This window comes from Streptomyces sp. NPDC097640, assembly GCF_040302705.1.
Classification (GTDB): domain Bacteria; phylum Actinomycetota; class Actinomycetes; order Streptomycetales; family Streptomycetaceae; genus Streptomyces.
The window spans coordinates 18,691-36,416 of record NZ_JBEOSB010000045.1 but is presented as its reverse complement, the minus strand read 5'-3'; the positions used below and the strand labels follow the sequence as shown (position 1 = coordinate 36,416).

Here is a 17,726-nt window from a genome sequence, read left to right as displayed (position 1 = left end):
CGTTCCGTGAGGGAGGTCGGGTCGCGTGGGCGGTCACTGCGCGTCCGTCGCGCGCAGAGGCCGCGGCCGTGCTCGTCGTCCTTTACGGCCCGCACGGCCGCCGCGAGGGGGCGGCCGGGCCCCCGGGGCCGGGGGGTGGGGCGGGGAGGCAATAGGCTGCATACCGTGAAGGTCCTCGTCATCGGCAGCGGCGCCCGCGAACACGCCCTGTGCCGCGCACTGTCCCTCGACCCCGACGTCAGCGCGCTGCACTGCGCTCCCGGCAACGCCGGCATCGCGGAGGTCGCCGAGCTGCACACGGTCGACGCCCTCGACGGCGCGGCCGTCGCCGAGCTGGCCGCCTCGCTGGAGGCGGAGCTGGTGGTGGTCGGCCCGGAGGCCCCGCTGGTGGCGGGGGTGGCCGACGCGTTGCGCGCGCGGGGGATCCCGGTGTTCGGGCCGTCCGCCGAGGCGGCGCAGCTGGAGGGGTCGAAGGCGTTCGCCAAGGACGTGATGGCGGCGGCGGGCGTGCCCACCGCCCGCGCTTACGTCTGCACGAGCGAGGCCGAGATCGACGAGGCGCTGGACGCCTTCGGCGCGCCGTACGTCGTCAAGGACGACGGGCTGGCCGCCGGCAAGGGCGTGGTCGTGACCAGCGACCTCGCCGCCGCCCGCGAGCACGCGCTGGCCTGCGGCCGCGTGGTGATCGAGGAGTATCTGGACGGCCCGGAGGTGTCGCTGTTCGCCGTCACGGACGGCGAGACGGTGATCCCGCTCCAGCCCGCGCAGGACTTCAAGCGGGCCTACGACGGCGACGAGGGCCCGAACACGGGCGGCATGGGCGCGTACTCCCCGCTGCCGTGGGCGGACCCCAAGCTGGTCGACGAGGTGCTGGCGTCCGTGCTTCAGCCGACCGTGGACGAGCTGCGCCGCCGGGGGACGCCGTTCGCGGGGCTGCTGTACGCGGGTCTCGCGATCACCTCGCGCGGGGTGCGGGTGATCGAGTTCAACGCGCGCTTCGGCGACCCGGAGACCCAGGTGGTGCTGGCCCGGCTGAAGACGCCGCTGGCGGGTGTGCTGCTGGCCGCCGCGACCGGGCGGCTCGACTCGCTGGCGCCGCTGCGGTGGAGCGACGGCGCGGCGGTGACGGTCGTGATCGCGTCGCACAACTACCCGGACACGCCCCGTACGGGTGACGCGATCACCGGCCTGGACGAGGTGGCGGAGCAGGACGGGCCCAGGGCGTATGTGCTGCACGCGGGCACCAAGCGGGACGTTGCCTCGGGTGACGTGGTGAGCGCGGGGGGCCGGGTGCTGTCGGTGACCGCGACCGGCTCCGACCTGGCCAAGGCGCGCGAACGGGTGTACCAGGCGGTCACCCGGATCGGGCTGGACGGCTCCCACCACCGCTCGGACATCGCCGCCAGGGCGGCGGCGGACGCGGCGGCTGACGCGGCGGCGGAGGCGGCCGTGGAGGCGGGGCCCGGGGCGGCATCGGCCTGAGGCCCGGTCGAGAAGGGTTGGAGAAGGGATTGAGGAGCGCTTGAGCAGGGCCTGTGAGCGTCCAGAAAGCTCCTGGAGAAGTTCCCGGTTCTGACCAAGGCCATTCCATCGGGTGAGCCCTCCCGGCATCCTGCTGACGCACGCACGGGGCCCCAACTAGTGTGCCGCTCAGGCGCGGTGCGGCAACTGGCCCACCGGCATTGCGGCGCGGGCGGCCGGTGCGACAGTGGGGTGGGTAAGGGCACAACACCGCCGTCGTCCGCTGTTCGAAGATCGGCTGGACAGCAGGGGGTGATGGAACCGTGGCAGGTCCGGAAGCAGGCGCAGAAGTGGCGCGCGCTCGCGCCCTCGCGGTGCTGCGGATCCGGAGCACCGCGCTCGCGGTCGCGCTCCTCCCGGCGGCGGCCGCCGTCGTACTGCTGGCCGGGGGCGCCACCGGCCGGATCGGCGGCTCCCATGACGAGGGCTGGACGGCCGTCCGCTGGGCGGTGGTCGGCGGCGCCGTGGTGGCGCTGCTGCTGGCGGCCGCCGTGGCGGCCGTGGTGGTCCGGGCCCGGCCCGCGCTGAGCCCCACCGTGCCCATCCCCGAGGAGACGGCCCCTGACCTCTACCGCCTCGTCCGCGACCTGGCGGACCGGCTGGAGGTGCCCGCCCCGTCCGCGATAGCGCTCACCCCGGACTGCGACAGCTGGCTGGAGGACCGTACGCACCGGGCGCACAGCCCCCGCGGCAGTGGTGCGGCCGCGGCGGAGCGCGTGCCGACCGGTGCGGCGGTCCTGGGGAGAGGCGAGCGGCGGGTGCCGCAGCCGCCCGTGCTGGTGATCGGCTCGCCGTTCCTGTGGTGGATGCGCGTCGCCGAGCTGCGCGCCCTGCTCGCGCCCGTGGTCGCGGGCACCGGCCCCTCCACGCACCCCGACATAGCCGCCGCCCGCCGCTTCGTCCGCGGCCTGGACGCCGCCGTGGCCGTCGCCGCCCACGGCGGGGGCCATGGCTCGGGCCGCGGCGCGGGCCCGGCTCTCGGCCGGGCGGTGCGCCGCCCCGCCCTCGCCTTCCTCGGCTGGATCGCGCGGCTGCTGCTGCGCGGCTGCCGGGACCACGCCGCCGTGATGGAGCGGGCCGTCGCCGCGGCCGCCTCCGAGCGCGCCCAGACGGTCGACTACGGCCTGCGGATCGTGGCCCAGGAGCAGGTGGGCCTGGCGTACGCGGGGTGGGACCGGCTGCTGACCAGGGTCGCGCTGCCCGCGTGGCGGATGGGCCGCTGGCCGTCCCGTCTGGACGCGGGCGTGGTCGCGGCCCTCACCGAGCTGTCCCGCCGCGACCGGCTCGCCGAGGGGTTCACTTCCCGGCTCAGCGAGCGGCCCGCCTGCGACCTCCTGGAGGAGCCGGGCGTGATCGACGAGGCGACGTCCCTGCTGGCCGCCCGGCTGTTCCACGGCGGCCCGAGCGAGCCGGGCCCGGACTGGTCCCCGGTCGACTGGGGCGAGTATCCGGAGGAGGTCGTCGACCGCAAATGGCGCGTGGAGGCCGCCCGGCTGCACCGCGTCCTCGACGAGCAGGCCGGCTCCGGTGGCGGCGGGCGAGCGGGCTCCGCGGCGTCCGGAGAGGCGGCCACAGAGGCGGCCACAAGGGAGGGCCCCGAGCCCGCCGCGCCCACCCTCGCCCGGGTCATGGACCGGCTGACCGCCGCCCCCGACCTCGCCCCGACCGGGCGGCTCGGCGAGGAGGTCGCCACCTGGCTCAGCGTGGAGCTGGCCCGCGAGGAGGCCGTCCGCCAGGCGGCCACCCGGGCGGCGCCCGGCCAGACGGCCGGGGTGCGTACGGGGGAGGGGCCGGGCTCCGGCGGCGACCCGTGGATCGACGGCTTCGCGCCGCTGTTCCCGCTTCAGCCGCCCCGCAGCGGCCGCGAGCTGCTGGCCGACCATGTCACGGCCATGGTGTGCTGCGCCGCCATAGACACCGCGGGCGCCGCGCCGGGCCTCGACTGGCTGGACGGGCCCGCGCTGATGATCGGCGGGCGGCGGCGGGCGGATCTGGCGCACCCGGTGCTGAGCCTGGTCGAGGACGGCGACGCCGAGCCGCTGCGCGCCTGGCTCGGCGAGGCGGGCGTGCGGCCGGAGAAGCCGGTCCGGCTGGTCTGACGGCCGGGCATCACGGACTGAACACCTCAGCCCGGTAAATCAAGGGCCGACCGGATGAAACCCGGACGTGAACGCTCCGGGTCTGGGTTCGGCAAAGTCGCGACGATCAGTGACTGAGTGGGTGCGTAATGTGATGTCCTGGGGTGGTGGTGGCTACAGGCCGCCCGGGGGAGGCAGGGAGGGGAGCCAGTCGTGGACGACGCCACGGAACCGGTCCGGCGCTGGGAGTCGGGAGCGCTCGCACACGCGGTGACGGATCCTTTCGGCCAGGGCCCGCTGCCCTGGCTGCGGGGCAGGCAGACCTACTTCAGCGAGACGGGCCGCCTGGTCCCCTGGTACGTGGAGCACGACCCGGCCACGGGGGCCCTCGGCACCGCGGGAGCCACCGGGGCCACCCGAACCCCCCGGACGTTCGAGATGACCGGCGTCGGCGTCGGCCCCGGCGAGGCCGCCGACCCGGGCCCCGGCCATATCCCCTCCATCCGCACCGCCGACGACATACACCGCCAGATCAAGGGCTTCACCTCCGCCTCCGCCGCCGCCCCCGGCGAGGCCATCGACTTCCGGATCACCGTCGACCCGCCCCAGCAGTTCAGCGTCGACGTCTACCGCGTCGGCCACTACGGCGGCGACGGCGCCGCGAAGATGACCAGCAGCCCCCGGCTGTCCGGCATCGTCCAGCCGCCCCCGCTCGCCGCCGACCGCACCGTCTCCTGCCACCACTGGTGGCTGTCCTGGCGGCTCCAGATCCCCTCGTACTGGAACCCCGGCGCGTATGTCGCCGTGCTGACCACCGCCGACGGCTACCGCAGCCACATCCCCTTCACCGTCCGCGACCCCCACCCCGCCGACCTCCTGCTCGTCCTCCCGGACATCACCTGGCAGGCGTACAACCTCTACCCGGAGGACGGCCGGAGCGGCGCCAGCCTCTACCACGCGTGGGACGACCGCGGCCGGCTGCTCGGCGAGTCCCGGGCGGCGGTCACGGTCTCCTTCGACCGGCCGTACGCGGGCGCGGGGCTGCCGCTGCACGTGGGCCACGCGTACGACTTCATCCGCTGGGCCGAGCGGATGGGCTACGACCTCGCCTACGCCGAGACCCGCGATCTGCACGCGGGCCGCGTCGACCCGGCCCGCTACCGCGGGCTGGTCTTCCCCGGCCACGACGAGTACTGGTCGGCCCCGCTGCGGCGGGCCGTCGAGGCGGCCCGCGACGCCGGCACCTCGCTGGTCTTCCTCTCCGCCAACACCATGTACTGGCAGGTCGGCCTCGCGCCGTCGCCCTCCGGCCCGGACCGCCTGCTGACCTGCCACAAGCGCCGCGGCCCCGGCCGCTCGGCGCAGTGGCGGGAGACCGCGCCCGAGCAGCAGCTGCTGGGCATCCAGTACGCGGGGCCGGTGCCCACGCCGTCCCCGCTGATCGTCCGGAACACGAGCCACTGGCTGTGGGAGGCGACCGGCGCGGGCGAGGGCGACGAGCTGCCCGGCCTGGTCGCGGGCGAGGCCGACCGCTACTTCCCGCGCACCAGCCTGCCCGGGCATCTGCGCCGGATCCTGCTCGCACACTCCCCGTACCGGGACGCGGAGGGCGTCACCCGGCACCAGGACACCTCCCTGTACCGCGCGCCCAGCGGCGCCCTGGTCTTCGCGTCCGGCACCTTCGCCTGGACCCCGGCCCTGGACCGCCCCGGCCACACCGACGTCCGGGTGCAGCGCGCCACCGCCAACCTCCTGGACCGCATCTGCAAACGCGGCTAGGCGCCGCCTGGGCCAGGGCCGAAGCCCCAGGCCACGCCTGGTGCGCCCCGCGTCGGCCGCGCGGTGGGGCGTGGGGCAGAATCGTGGGGGTCTTGGACAAACCCACCAGGAGGAACCGTGTCCGGATTCGTGGAGAAGCCCGAGCCGGTGGAGGTGCCGGGCCTTGTGCACCTGCACACAGGCAAGGTGCGCGATCTCTACCGGAACGAGAAGGGCGACCTCGTCATGGTCGCCAGCGACCGGATGTCCGCCTACGACTGGGTGCTGCCGACCGAGATCCCCGACAAGGGCAGGATCCTCACCCAGCTCTCCCTCTGGTGGTTCGACCAGCTGGCCGACCTCGTGCCCAACCACGTCCTGGCCACCGAGATCCCCGAGGGCGCCCCCGCCGACTGGGCGGGCCGCACCCTGGTGTGCCAGTCGCTGAGCATGCTCCCGGTGGAGTGCGTGGCCCGCGGCTATCTGACCGGCTCAGGCCTGGCCGAGTACCGGGAGGACCGTACGGTCTGCGGGATCGCCCTCCCCGAGGGCCTGGTCGACGGCTCCGAGCTGCCCTCCCCGATCTTCACCCCGGCCACCAAGGCCGAGGTCGGCGAGCACGACGAGAACGTGTCGTACGAGGAGGTCGCCCGCCGGGTCGGCACCGAGACCGCCGCCCAGTTGCGCCAGGCCACGCTCGCGGTCTACAACCGGGGCCGTGACATCGCGCGCGACCGGGGCATCATCCTCGCCGACACCAAGTTCGAGTTCGGCCACGCCCTGGCCGAGGGCGGCGCGGACGGGCACGAGCTGGTCCTGGCCGACGAGGTGCTGACCCCCGACTCCTCCCGCTTCTGGCCCGCCGACGAGTGGCAGCCGGGGCGCCCGCAGTCCTCCTTCGACAAGCAGTTCGTCCGCGACTGGCTGACCTCCCCGGCCTCCGGCTGGGACCACCGCGGCGAGCAGCCGCCGCCCCCGCTGCCGGCGGAGGTCGTGGAGCGGACGCGGGCGAAGTACGTGGAGGCGTACGAGCGCCTGACCGGCAGCCGCTGGGCCTGACGGCCGGGCGGCGGCACGACGAAGGCCCTGGCCGATGTGGCCAGGGCCTTCCTCACAAGAGCGGACGACGAGGCTCGAACTCGCGACCTCAACCTTGGCAAGGTTGCGCTCTACCAACTGAGCTACGTCCGCATGCGCCGGTGTCTTCCGTCCGGATTCGGGACGGATTCCGTCCGGCGCGCCTCCACTATAACCAAACCCGAGACGAGCGAACTACCTCATTCCCCGCACGGGCCCCGTTCCCGCCGTCAGGCGACGTCGTGCGGCCGGAACTGGACGCTGATCCGCGGCCCCGTGGCCCGGGTGCTCTTGGGGATCGCGTGCTCCCAGGTCCGCTGGCAGGAGCCGCCCATCACGATCAGATCGCCGTGCCCGAGCGGCCGCCGCACGGTGGCCCCGCCGCGGCGCGGGCGCAGCACGAGGTCGCGCGGGGCGCCCACGGACAGGATGGCGACCATCGTGTCCACCCGGGCGCCCCGGCCGATCCGGTCGCCGTGCCAGGCCACGCTGTCCCGGCCGTCCCGGTAGTAGCAGAGCCCGGCCGTGGTGAACGGCTCGCCCAGCTCGGCGGCGTAGTGCGCGGAGAGCGCGGCCCGTGCCTCGCCGAGGGCGGGGTGCGGCAGCGGGTCGTCGGCGCCGTAGAACGAGAGCAGCCGCGGTACGTCCACGACCTGGTCGTACATGTGGCGCCGCTCCGCCCGCCACGGCACCTCGTCGACGAGGCGCGCGAACAGGGCGTCCGCCCCGCTCAGCCACCCGGGCAGCAGATCGATCCAGGCCCCGTCGCCGAGCACCGTCCTGCGCATATCGCCCAGCGGGCCGAGACGGATGTCGTCGGCCTGGTCGAAGAGCGAGCCCTGGAGGCCCTGGGAGTACGAGGGCATGCGTCCAGGATAACCGGCCACCCGAATATCTGTGCGATTAACTGCGCCGCGGTCGACTCCTGCGCTACGTTCCCCGCATGGCTGAATTCGTGCTGGTGTCGGGTGCGTGGCTGGGGGCGTGGGCGTGGGACGAGGTGGTCCCGGAGCTACGGGCGGCGGGGCACGGCGCCCATGCCCTGACGCTGTCCGGGGTCGCCGAGAAGCGCGGGGTGCCCGCCGGCCAGCAGACCCACGTGGCGGACATCGTCGACGAGGTCGAACGCCTCGACCTGCGCGATGTCGTCCTCGTCGGGCACAGCTACGCCGGGATCCCGGTCGGCCAGGCCGCCGAGCGGATCGGCGACCGGCTGGCCCATGTGGTCTTCGTCGACTCCAACGTGCCGGCCGACGGCGAGTCGTTCGTCTCCGGCTGGGTGGACGGGCGGGCGGCGATCGAGGCCTCGATCGCCGAGACGGGCGGCTTCTGGCCGCCGCTCGCGGCGGACGAGTTCGCCGGCCAGGGACTCACGGACGAGCAGATCGCCCGCATCGTCGACCGCGCGACCCCGCACCCGGGCGTCTCCCTGACCGAACCGGCTCGGCTGTCCCGCCCGCTCACCGAGCTCTCCGCGACGTACATCAAGTGCCTGCTCGACTGGCCGCAGCCGAGTGACGACGTGGTCGAGCTGCTGAAGAGCGAGCGCTGGCGGCTGGTCGAGATGAACACCGGCCACTGGCCGATGCTCTCCCAGCCCCAGGAGCTGGCCCGGATTCTGAGTGAGGCCGCCGCTCGCTAGATCCAGCCGCGCTCGCGCGCCAGGCGCGCGGCCGCGTGGCGGTTCTCGGCGGGGATCTTGGACGCGGCGGAGGACAGGTAGTTGCGGACCGTGCCCTGCGACAGCCCCGCCCGCTGGGCGATCTCCGCGATGGACGCGCCGTCCGCCGCCAGTTCCAGCAGCTCCGCCTCGCGGGCGGTCAGCGGGGAGTCGCCCGCGCTGATCGCGTCGGCCGCGAGGCCGGGGTCGATGTAGCGGTTGCCGCCGTGCACCGTGCGGATGATCTCCGCGAGCCGCTGCGCCGACGCGGTCTTGGGCAGAAAGGCCCGTACCCCCGCCTCCAGTGCCCGCTTGAGGTGGCCCGGACGGCCGTGGCTGGTCACGATCATGGACCGGCAGCCGGGCAGCTCGGACCGCAGGGAGGCGGCCACCGACACCCCGTCCGCGCCGGGCATCTGGAGGTCGAGCACCGCGATGTCGGGCCGGTGCGCCCGGGCCATCGCGAGCGCCTCGGGCCCGGACGCGGCCTCCGCGACGACCAGCAGGTCCTCTTCGAGGGACAGCAGCGCGGCGAGGGCGCCCCGGATCAGATGCTCGTCGTCCGCGAGCAGCACGCGGATCGCGGAAGTCCCGCTCATACACCGACCCCTTCAGGCGCCTCGCGCCCCTCGCGCTCCTCGCGCTCGTTCAGCGGGAGTTCGGCCCGCAGCCGGTACGTCCCGCCCTCCCCGGGCGCGGACCACAGCGTGCCGCCCAGCGGCACCAGCCGCTCCCGCAGCCCCTTCAGCCCGTTGCCGGAGGCACCGGGTACGCGGGGTTCCACCTCGGGCACCACCTCGGGCACCCCGTCATTCTCCATGACCAGCACCGCCGTACGGCCCCCGTCCGTCGTCCGCCCCATCCCGACCCGCACCGTGCAGCGGGCCGCCTCCGCGTGGCGCAGGACGTTGGTCGTGCCCTCGCGCACCACCCACGCCAGCGCCGACCGCACCGCGGGCGGCAGTTCCCCGCCCGCGCCCGTGCCGTCGCCGTCGTCCGGGATCCGGTAGTCGATGTGGCAGTCGACGCGGGCCGCCCGCAGTACCGATCGCGCTCCGGCCAGCTCCACTTGGAGATCCGCCTCCCGGTAGCCGCGCACCACGTCCCGGATCTCCTCCTGGGACTCCTGCGCGATCCGCTGCACCTCCACCATCTGCTCGGCGGCCTCGGGCCGCCCCCGCCGCGCCAGTTGCACCGCGAGCTCGCTCTTGAGCGCGATCACCGTCAGGTTCCGGCCCATCACATCGTGCAGATCGCGGCCGAATCGCAGCCGCTCCTCCGCGACCGCGAGCCGCGCCTGCACCTCGCGGCTCGCGTCCAGCTCCCACATCACTTCCAGGATCCATATCGAGCTGCGGACCGAGAACGCGGACAGGCCGGCCATGAGGAGCACCGCCAGGGCGGAGGACACCGACAGGAGGACGCCCGCCCCCGCGACGGCCAGCGCCGCGAGCGTCGCTGCGGCGACCCCCGCGTGCACCAGGGTGAGGGCGCGGACGGACAGCAGCAGGGGGCACGCGAGGGAGAACGGCAGCGTGTTCATCGTGGCCGCCGAGACGAGCGCCGAGCCTTCCGCCGCACCGTCCACGACCAGCAGCGCCACCCCCGCGCACTGCCCCACCACCATCATCGTCCCGGCGAGCGCCAACAGCCCCCGCGGCGCCGCCTGCTCGCGCAGCCGGTGTTCGATCCCCCGCCGCAGCAGCGGAATCGCGAGCAGGTTCTGGACCACCGCCAGGCCGAACTGCCCCCAGGCCAGCCCGTTCGCCGGTGCCTCCGACCGCAGTCTCTCGGGCAGCGGACCGGCCATGGCGAGCAGCATGATCCAGGGCAGCGCGTACAGCGTCCATCGCGTGAACAGCTCCACGCGCGCCTGCCGGCTGCGCCGCCGCCATCGCCGTATCACCAATCCTGTCCTTCCCCCTCGGCCGGCACGGACCACGATCGGTCAGCGCCGCGGCTCCCACGGGAACCGCCGGCGCACGGTCCACCCTGCCAGGGCCGTCCAGGCCGCCGCCGTGGCCAGGGCCGTCAGCGCCTCGCCGAGGCCCATCCCGCCGGTCCAGCCGGCCCGTACGAGGGCGACCACCGGGGTCAGCGGCGCCCACTCGCACACCGCCGCCACCCGGTCCGGCATGATGTCGAGCGGTACGAACAGCCCCGAGGCCAGCATCGACACCAGCATCACCGGCATGGGGGTCAGCTGCGCGGACTCCGCCGTCTTGGTGAAGGCCGCGGTCGCGGCGGCCAGCGTGGCCATCAGGGCCAGCCCGGCGGCCACCCCGAGCACGACCAGATGTGGCGACCCCGGCGCGGGCGCGTCCAGCGCCGGGCCGACCGCGGCGACCATCAGCACACACTGCACCAGCCCCATCAGCACGGCGGGGAGCGCCGCCCCGGCGAGGATCTCCGGGTCGGTCAGCTCACCGGTGCGCAGCCGCTTGAGGACCAGCTCCTCGCGGCGGATGACGTAGACGCCGACGAGGTTCATATAGACGGCGAGGATCAGCGCCAGGCCGATCGAGCCCGGGAGGACCAGCGTGGGCAGGTCCAGACCGGCCTTGTCGAGGTCGATATCGCTGGTGAAGGTGGTCATGCTGAGGGTGAGCGAGCCGGGCAGCAGCAGGGCGTAGGTCAGCGCGGCCTTGTTCCGTATGAGCAGCGTCAGTTCGGCCCGCGCGAGTGAGGTGACACGGGCGCGCGCGGTCGTGCGGGCGGCGGTCTTCGTGGCGCCGGTGGTGGTGTGCGTCGTGGTGTGCGTCGTGGTCATCGGGCGTTCCCCTTCGCCGTTTCCGTCTTCTCCAGGCCCTGGGCGATATGCAGGAACGCCTCTTCCAGCGAGGCCGACCGCGCGTCGAGCCCGCCGAGTTCGAGCCCCTGGGCCCGCGCCCACACCAGCGCCTCGGTGGCCGTGCGCTGGAGGTCGCGGGTGCGCAGCCGTACCGTCCGCCCGTCCGTCTCGCGGTCGGTGGCGCCGAGCTGGGCGAGCGAGGGCAGGTCGGCGGCGGAGAGCGGGGCCGGGAGCGTGAAGGAGAGGTGCGAGGGCCGCTCGGCCACGATGTCCGCGACCCGCCCGGAGGTGACGATCCGTCCCTGGTGCATGATCGCGAGCCGGTCGGCCAGCTCCTCGGCCTCCTCCAGGTAGTGCGTGGTCAGCAGCACGGTGGTGCCCTCGTCGCGCAGGGCGCGCACCAGCTCCCAGGTGTCGCGCCGGCTCTCCGCGTCGAGGCCGGTCGTCGGCTCGTCGAGGAACAGCACATCGGGGCGGCCGAGCAGCGCGAGCGCCAGATCAAGGCGGCGCCGCTCCCCGCCCGAGAGCATCTTGACCCGTACGTCCCGGCGCCGGGCCATACCGACCAGGTCCAGGGCCTCGCCGACCGGCCGCGCCCCGCTGGTGCACCCCGCCCACAGCTGAACGGTCTCGCTCACGGTCAGCTCGGACGGGAAACCCCCCTCCTGAAGCATCACCCCGATCCGCGGCCGGACCTGGCCCCGCTCGCGGTACGGGTCGTGGCCCAGCACCCGCACCCGGCCGCCGGTCGGGGCGGCCAGCCCCTCCAGCAGTTCGACGGTGGAGGTCTTGCCGGCGCCGTTGGTGCCCAGCAGGGCGAACAGTTCGCCGTGCTCGACCGAGAAGGAGACGCCCCGCACGGCTTCGAAGCCCTGAGCCGAAGAGGTGCCGTACCTGCGCCGTAGTTCTGTGACGTCTATCGCGTTGTCCCCGAGATCCATGCCTCCAGGCTTCCGCCGTTCTCGGGGCGCGGGTAGTGCGGGCTGTCATGAGCTCGGATGACAAATGTCAGCAGGGCAATCTCTCAGGACCACCGAACTCTCAGGACCACTGAAGCCATAAAAGCCTTAAGGCGCCGGTCGATTCGACCGGCGCCTTAAGGCCATGGAGCGGACGACGAGATTCGAACTCGCGACCCTCACCTTGGCAAGGTGATGCTCTACCAACTGAGCCACGTCCGCATGCATCCGACTGGCTTTCACCAACCGGCGCGACCACCACTCTACCTGATCCACCGGAGTGGTCGAGCAGATGATGAGAGCGGGTGACAGGGATTGCACACTGCGCCTCCCCCTTGGAAAGGGGGCGCTCTACTACTGAGCTACACCCGCGTGACTCCGATCAACTTCCGCCGATCGGCGTGTCCATCACTCTACCTGATCCACTGGAGTGGTTCGGTCGAGCGATGAGAGCGGGTGACAGGGATTGCACACTGCGCCTCCCTCTTGGAAAGAGGGCGCTCTACTACTGAGCTACACCCGCGCGTTCCTCGGGGTTTTGCCTTTCGGCCTCGCCCCTCGGCGTGTTCCAGACTCTAGCGGATCACCAGGGTGGGTGTGCAACTCGGTGCGGGGGCTTGCTCAGTTCGACGCGTTGAAGGCCTCGTAGACCTTCTTGGGGATCCGGCCGCGGGGCGGGACCTCCATGCCGTGCGACCGCGCCCAGGCGCGGACGGCGGCCGGGTCGGGGGCGACGGAGGTGCGGCGGTAGGCCTTGCCGGAGCGGGACCGCTTGCGGCCCGCTTCCACGTAGGGCTCGAGAAGGCCGCGGAGTTTCGTCGCATTGGCAGCGTTGAGGTCGATCTCGTACCCCTTGCCGTCGAGTCCGAACGAGACCGTCTCCTCCGCCTGACCGCCGTCGAGGTCGTCGGAGAGCGTGACTACTACGCGCTGCGCCACGGGATATCGGTCCTTTCGGGCTGCATCGATGCGTTGACGTGCAAAGATGGCAGCTGTCCTGTTGTTAGTGAACAATGCTTTTTCATTTGTACAGCGGCGAGCATTGCATTGTGAAGCCCCGCTAATTCTGCCCGCGTGTCACGTCGCAATCGGGACCATACGTTTTTCCTGGAACTTTCCCCAGCGGATGCACCTGCCGATGCTTAAACGTGACGGAAGGCCAGCCTAATCTACCCGCGTAGAATTTCGGTCGAGGTAGGCTTGGCGGACCGCCTTACGCACCAGCAACACCATCGGGAGTGCCAGTGGCACGCGTCGTAGTCGACGTCATGCTCAAGCCGGAGATCCTCGACCCCCAGGGACAGGCGGTGCAGCGCGCGCTGCCCCGTCTGGGTTTCGAGGGGATCGCCGACGTCCGTCAGGGCAAGCGCTTTGAACTCGAGGTGGAGGGCCCGGTCGATGACGCCGCCCTCGCCCGTATCCGCGAGATCGCGGAAACCTTCCTTGCCAACACCGTGATCGAGGACTTCGACGTGCGGATCGAGGCCGATCAGGCCGATCAGGCCGCGCTCGCCGCGAAGGCGGAGTCGTGACCGTACGCGTCGGAGTCATCACCTTCCCCGGCACGCTCGACGACCGCGACACCCAGCGCGCCGTCCGCGTCGCCGGGCTGGAGGCCGTGCCGCTGTGGCACCGCGACAAGGACCTCAAGCAGGTCGACGCGGTCGTGCTGCCCGGGGGCTTCTCGTATGGCGACTATCTGCGGGCCGGAGCGATCTCCCGCTTCTCCCCGGTAATGGAGTCGGTGATCGAGCAGGCGAAGGCGGGCATGCCCGTACTTGGCATCTGCAATGGCTTCCAGGTTCTCACCGAGACTCATCTTCTGCCCGGCGCGATGCTGCCGAACAACCATCTGCACTTCATCTGCCGTGATCAGAAGTTGCGAGTGGAAAACGCCGACACCGCCTGGACCCGCTCCTACGAGCAGGGCCAGGAGATCAACATCCCGCTCAAGAACATCGATGGCCGCTATGTGGCCGACGAGCGGGTTCTGGACGAACTCGAAGCAGAGGGCCGTGTCGCCTTCCGTTATGAGGGCGGGGGGCTTGGGGGGTACCCCCCCAAAGAGCGCAGCAATCCGAATGGCTCGCTGCGCGACATCGCCGGCATCACGAACGAGGCGGGCAATGTCGTCGGCCTCATGCCGCACCCCGAGCACGCCGTCGAGCCGTTGATCGGCACCGGCGGCACCGACGGGCTCGGATTCTTCACCTCGATCCTCAAGAACCTGGTTGACGCATGACTCTGGACACCGTCAAGCACGCGGAGCAGACCCCGGACGTCCAGCAGCCCTGGGCCGAACTCGGCCTCAAGCAGGACGAGTACGAGCGCATCCGCGCCATCCTCGACCGCCGCCCGACCGGCGCCGAGCTGGCCATGTACTCCGTCATGTGGTCCGAGCACTGCTCGTACAAGTCGAGCAAGGTCCATCTGCGGCAGTTCGGCGAGAAGGCCCCCGAGAACGACGCGCTGCTCGTCGGCATCGGCGAGAACGCGGGCGTGGTCGACGTCGGCCAGGGCTACGCGGTCACCTTCAAGGTCGAGTCGCACAACCACCCCTCCTACATCGAGCCGTACCAGGGCGCGGCCACCGGCGTGGGCGGCATCGTCCGCGACATCCTCGCCATGGGCGCCCGCCCGGTCGCCGTGATGGACCCGCTGCGCTTCGGCGCCGCCGACCACCCCGACACCAAGCGGGTGCTGCCCGGCGTGGTCGCGGGCATCGGCGGCTACGGCAACTGCCTGGGCCTGCCCAACATCGGCGGCGAGGTCGTCTTCGACCCCTGCTACCAGGGCAACCCGCTGGTCAACGCGCTCTGTGTGGGTGTCATGAAGCACGAGGACATCCACCTCGCCAAGGCTTCCGGCACGGGCAACAAGGTCATCCTCTACGGCGCCCGCACCGGCGGCGACGGCATCGGCGGCGTCTCCGTGCTGGCCTCCGAGACCTTCGATGACACCAAGCCGACGAAGCGCCCCGCCGTCCAGGTCGGCGACCCCTTCCAGGAGAAGCTGCTCATCGAGTGCACCCTGGAGATCTTCAGGGAAGACCTGGTCGCCGGCATCCAGGACCTCGGCGGCGCCGGGCTCTCCTGCGCCACCAGCGAGCTGGCCTCGGCCGGCTCCGGCGGCATGCGCGTCGAGCTGGACACCGTGCCGCTGCGCGACGCGACGCTCTCGCCCGAGGAGATCCTCATGAGCGAGTCGCAGGAACGCATGTGCGCGATCGTGGAGCCCGGCAAGGTCGACCGCTTCCTGGAGATCTGCGAGAAGTGGGACGTCATCGCCACCGTCATCGGTGAGGTCACCGACGGCGAGCGGCTGGAGATCTTCTGGCACGGCGAGCAGATCGTCGACGTCCCGCCGCGCACCGTCGCCCACGAGGGCCCGGTGTACGAGCGCCCGTACGCCCGCCCGGAGTGGCAGGACGCCCTTCAGGCCGACGACGCGAACAAGCTGGCGCGCCCGGCGACCCCCGCCGAGCTGCGCGAGCAGGTCCTCAAGGTCGTCTCGTCCCCGAACCAGGCCTCCAAGTCCTGGATCACCGACCAGTACGACCGCTTCGTCCAGGGCAACACGGTCCTCGCCCAGCCCGAGGACTCCGGCATGGTCCGCATCGACGAGGAGACCGGCCTCGGCGTCGCGGTCGCCACGGACGGCAACGGCCGCTACGCCAAGCTCGACCCGTACGCGGGCGCGCAGCTCGCGCTCGCCGAGGCGTACCGCAATGTCGCCGCCTCCGGCGCCAAGCCGCTCGCCATCTCCGACTGCCTGAACTTCGGCTCGCCCGAGGACCCGGCGGTCATGTGGCAGTTCGCGGAGGCCACCCGTGGCCTGGCCGACGGCTGTCTGACCCTGGGCACCCCGGTCACCGGCGGCAATGTCTCCCTCTACAACCAGACCGGGGACGTGGCCATCCACCCGACGCCGGTGGTCGCCGTCCTCGGCGTCATCGACGATGTGGCGCGCCGCACCCCGGTCGGGTTCGCGGACGAGGGGCACCTGCTGTACCTGCTCGGTGACACCGAGGAGGAGTTCGGCGGCTCGGCCTGGTCGCAGACGGTCCATGACCACCTCGGCGGGCTGCCGCCGAAGGTGGACCTGGAGCGGGAGCGGCTGCTCGGCGAGATCCTGATCTCGGCCTCGCGCGACGGCATGGTGGACGCGGCGCACGACCTGTCCGACGGCGGTCTGATCCAGGCGCTCGTCGAGTCGTGTCTGCGCGGCGGCAAGGGCGCCCGGATCGTGGTGCCCGACGGCATTGATCCGTTCGTCTTCCTGCTGTCGGAGTCGGCGGGCCGCGCCGTGGTGGCCGTTCCGCGCAGCGAGGAGGTCCGCTTCAACGACATGTGCGGGGCGCGGGGTCTTCCGGCGGCCCGGATCGGTGTGGTGGACGGGGACGCGATCGACGTCCAGGGCCAGTTCAGCATGCCGCTGGCGGAGCTCAAGGAGGCGCACGAGGCGACGATTCCGGGTCTGCTCGCCTGACGCCTGCCCCGTATGACGGGATAAACCCCGTTCCCTGCCGTCACACAGGGAGCGGGGCCGTCTCGTTCAGCGCCAGAACGTGTTCGAGGTGTCGATGTCCTCGCTGCACTCGTCGATGTCGCTGATCTTCCTGCCGACGATGGTGAAGAACATGCCGATCTTCATGTCGATGCCGATGTCGTCGCGCTCCGCACGGCGCCGGTGGACGGAGATCACATGCCCGCGCCCGTCGGCCAGCAGCGTTTCCAGCTCGGCGCGCAGGGTGCCGCCGGACAGCTCGCCCAGGCGGCGGTACAGCTGGGCGCAGGCCTCACGGCCCTTGTGATGGCCCGATATGGAGCTCTCGCCGGGGACGTGATGCGTCACATCGGCGGTCATCAGCCCCGCCAGGGCGTCCAGGTCACCGCGGGCGAAGGCCTCGTAGCTGCGGCGGACCAGAGTGCAATCCGGGTGCTCAGCCATGGCGTTTCACGCCTTTCGTGCTGATTTCTGTCACCTTCCCTTCCATCCTCTGCCGCCGCCCCCGCGCTGTCCACGCTCCGGCCGTGCTCCTCGGGGCTTCTCGGGGCTCCTCGATAGGCTCGGCCGCATGCCTCCCCGCCCCCGCGCCCGTACCTATGACCCGGCCAGGACGCGCGCCGCCGTGACCGCGCAGTTCGAGCACGTACGGGACGCGGTGCGCGGCCTGGGCGAGGAGCAATGGGCCGCGCCGACGCGGCTCGGCGACTGGACGGTCCGGGAACTGGTCGCGCATCTGTCGATGGCCGTGGGGGCGGTCGGCCGCCACCTGGAGCGGCCCGCGCCGCCCGCGCAGGAGGTCACCGCGACCGGCTGGGTGGCCGCGACCGCCGCGCTCGGCGGGGATATCGACGACGACACCCGATCGCTCGCGGCGAGCGCGGCGCCGGCCGAGCTGCTGGACCGCGCCGCCGCGCGCTTCGCCGAGCTCCTGCCCCAGGCGCCCGGCGACCGGCTGCTGGCCGCCCGGGTGGGGGCGATGAGGCTCGACGACTTCCTCGTCACCCGCTGTGTGGAGCTGGTCGTGCACACCGACGACCTGGCGGCCGCGCTCGGGACCACGCTCCCGTACGACCGCCAGGCCCTGGCCGCCGCCACGCGCCTGCTCGCCGACGCGCTGGCGGCGAAGGCGCCCGGGGGCTCGGTCGAGGTGCGCGTCCCGCCGTACGCGGTCGTGCAGTGCGTCGAGGGCCCCCGGCACACCCGCGGCACGCCCCCGAACGTCGTCGAGACGGCCCCGCTGACCTGGATCCGCCTCGCCACGGGCCGTCTGGACTGGTCCGAGGCGGTCGAGGAGGCGGAGGTCACGGCCAGTGGCGAGCGCGCCGATCTCGCGCCCCACCTGCCGCTCCTGGGCTGACGCCACACGCGTCCCA

General features: G+C 72.5%; 16 protein-coding genes and 4 tRNA genes. 9 read left to right on the top strand and 11 right to left on the bottom strand.

The window, feature by feature from the left end; genetic code table 11:
* Positions 1 to 165 precede the first annotated feature (165 nt).
* The 4 genes from purD (at position 166) to ABTY62_RS44360 (ending at position 6,416) form a co-directional block, all read left to right on the top strand.
* Entirely contained in the window at positions 166 to 1,482 is a 1,317-nt protein-coding gene (gene purD / locus ABTY62_RS44375; RefSeq protein WP_352135070.1) for a phosphoribosylamine--glycine ligase, read from the top strand.
* Between the two features lie 329 nt (positions 1,483 to 1,811).
* Complete coding sequence (locus ABTY62_RS44370; RefSeq protein ID WP_352135069.1) at positions 1,812 to 3,620, top strand: hypothetical protein; 1,809 nt, start codon at positions 1,812 to 1,814, stop codon at positions 3,618 to 3,620.
* Positions 3,621 to 3,812: 192 nt separating this feature from the next.
* Positions 3,813 to 5,378 (top strand): N,N-dimethylformamidase beta subunit family domain-containing protein, encoded by a 1,566-nt coding sequence (locus ABTY62_RS44365; protein WP_352135068.1) that lies wholly within the window; start codon positions 3,813 to 3,815, stop codon positions 5,376 to 5,378.
* 117 nt (positions 5,379 to 5,495) lie between these two features.
* On the top strand, positions 5,496 to 6,416 hold the full coding sequence (locus ABTY62_RS44360) for a phosphoribosylaminoimidazolesuccinocarboxamide synthase (RefSeq protein ID WP_311729120.1): 921 nt from the start codon (positions 5,496 to 5,498) through the stop codon (positions 6,414 to 6,416).
* A gap of 59 nt (positions 6,417 to 6,475) precedes the next feature.
* On the opposite strand, the gene ABTY62_RS44355 is transcribed toward ABTY62_RS44360, so the two are convergent.
* Both ABTY62_RS44355 and ABTY62_RS44350 read right to left on the bottom strand, forming a co-directional pair.
* A tRNA-Gly gene (locus tag ABTY62_RS44355) sits at positions 6,476 to 6,548 on the bottom strand.
* 116 nt (positions 6,549 to 6,664) lie between these two features.
* The gene (locus tag ABTY62_RS44350) at positions 6,665 to 7,300 is read right to left on the bottom strand and encodes an alpha-ketoglutarate-dependent dioxygenase AlkB (protein ID WP_352135067.1); all 636 of its coding nucleotides are present in this window, start codon (positions 7,298 to 7,300) and stop codon (positions 6,665 to 6,667) included.
* Positions 7,301 to 7,377: 77 nt separating this feature from the next.
* On the opposite strand from ABTY62_RS44350, the gene ABTY62_RS44345 reads away from it, so the two are divergent.
* Positions 7,378 to 8,076, top strand: a complete 699-nt coding sequence (locus tag ABTY62_RS44345; RefSeq protein WP_352135066.1) for an alpha/beta fold hydrolase — start codon at positions 7,378 to 7,380, stop codon at positions 8,074 to 8,076.
* Here ABTY62_RS44345 and ABTY62_RS44340 read toward each other — a convergent pair.
* The 8 genes from ABTY62_RS44340 to ABTY62_RS44305 all read right to left on the bottom strand — a co-directional run bounded on the left by ABTY62_RS44340 (position 8,073) and on the right by ABTY62_RS44305 (position 12,783).
* Positions 8,073 to 8,693 carry a response regulator gene (locus ABTY62_RS44340; RefSeq protein ID WP_352135065.1) on the bottom strand — a complete coding sequence of 207 codons (621 nt, stop codon included), beginning with the start codon at positions 8,691 to 8,693 and terminating at the stop codon, positions 8,073 to 8,075. The genes ABTY62_RS44345 and ABTY62_RS44340 overlap by 4 nt on opposite strands.
* Positions 8,690 to 10,000 (bottom strand): sensor histidine kinase, encoded by a 1,311-nt coding sequence (locus ABTY62_RS44335; RefSeq protein ID WP_352135064.1) that lies wholly within the window; start codon positions 9,998 to 10,000, stop codon positions 8,690 to 8,692. The genes ABTY62_RS44340 and ABTY62_RS44335 overlap by 4 nt, the downstream gene beginning before the upstream one ends.
* A gap of 42 nt (positions 10,001 to 10,042) precedes the next feature.
* A complete protein-coding gene (locus ABTY62_RS44330; protein ID WP_352135063.1) occupies positions 10,043 to 10,864 on the bottom strand; it encodes an ABC transporter permease in 822 nt (273 codons plus the stop codon).
* Positions 10,861 to 11,826 carry an ABC transporter ATP-binding protein gene (locus ABTY62_RS44325; RefSeq protein ID WP_352135062.1) on the bottom strand — a complete coding sequence of 322 codons (966 nt, stop codon included), beginning with the start codon at positions 11,824 to 11,826 and terminating at the stop codon, positions 10,861 to 10,863. The genes ABTY62_RS44330 and ABTY62_RS44325 overlap by 4 nt, the downstream gene beginning before the upstream one ends.
* A gap of 164 nt (positions 11,827 to 11,990) precedes the next feature.
* Positions 11,991 to 12,066, bottom strand: a tRNA-Gly gene (locus tag ABTY62_RS44320).
* Between the two features lie 78 nt (positions 12,067 to 12,144).
* Positions 12,145 to 12,216, bottom strand: a tRNA-Gly gene (locus ABTY62_RS44315).
* 79 nt (positions 12,217 to 12,295) lie between these two features.
* Positions 12,296 to 12,367: transfer RNA gene (locus tag ABTY62_RS44310), tRNA-Gly, on the bottom strand.
* A 98-nt stretch (positions 12,368 to 12,465) separates the two neighbouring features.
* Positions 12,466 to 12,783 (bottom strand): histone-like nucleoid-structuring protein Lsr2, encoded by a 318-nt coding sequence (locus tag ABTY62_RS44305; protein ID WP_311729113.1) that lies wholly within the window; start codon positions 12,781 to 12,783, stop codon positions 12,466 to 12,468.
* Between the two features lie 305 nt (positions 12,784 to 13,088).
* Between ABTY62_RS44305 and purS the strand changes: the two genes are divergently transcribed.
* The 3 genes from purS to purL are packed head-to-tail and all read left to right on the top strand — an operon-like array spanning position 13,089 to position 16,332.
* Entirely contained in the window at positions 13,089 to 13,376 is a 288-nt protein-coding gene (gene purS, locus ABTY62_RS44300) for a phosphoribosylformylglycinamidine synthase subunit PurS (RefSeq protein ID WP_311729112.1), read from the top strand.
* The gene (gene purQ, locus ABTY62_RS44295; protein WP_352135061.1) at positions 13,373 to 14,086 is read left to right on the top strand and encodes a phosphoribosylformylglycinamidine synthase subunit PurQ; all 714 of its coding nucleotides are present in this window, start codon (positions 13,373 to 13,375) and stop codon (positions 14,084 to 14,086) included. The genes purS and purQ overlap by 4 nt, the downstream gene beginning before the upstream one ends.
* Positions 14,083 to 16,332 (top strand): phosphoribosylformylglycinamidine synthase subunit PurL, encoded by a 2,250-nt coding sequence (gene purL, locus ABTY62_RS44290; protein WP_352135060.1) that lies wholly within the window; start codon positions 14,083 to 14,085, stop codon positions 16,330 to 16,332. Before purQ ends, purL begins: the two co-directional genes overlap by 4 nt.
* A gap of 66 nt (positions 16,333 to 16,398) precedes the next feature.
* On the opposite strand, the gene ABTY62_RS44285 is transcribed toward purL, so the two are convergent.
* Entirely contained in the window at positions 16,399 to 16,794 is a 396-nt protein-coding gene (locus ABTY62_RS44285; RefSeq protein WP_352135059.1) for a nuclear transport factor 2 family protein, read from the bottom strand.
* 127 nt (positions 16,795 to 16,921) lie between these two features.
* Here ABTY62_RS44285 and ABTY62_RS44280 point away from each other — a divergent pair, with 127 nt between their 5' ends.
* Positions 16,922 to 17,710, top strand: coding sequence for a maleylpyruvate isomerase family mycothiol-dependent enzyme (locus tag ABTY62_RS44280; protein ID WP_352135058.1), 789 nt, complete (start codon positions 16,922 to 16,924; stop codon positions 17,708 to 17,710).
* Positions 17,711 to 17,726 lie beyond the last annotated feature (16 nt).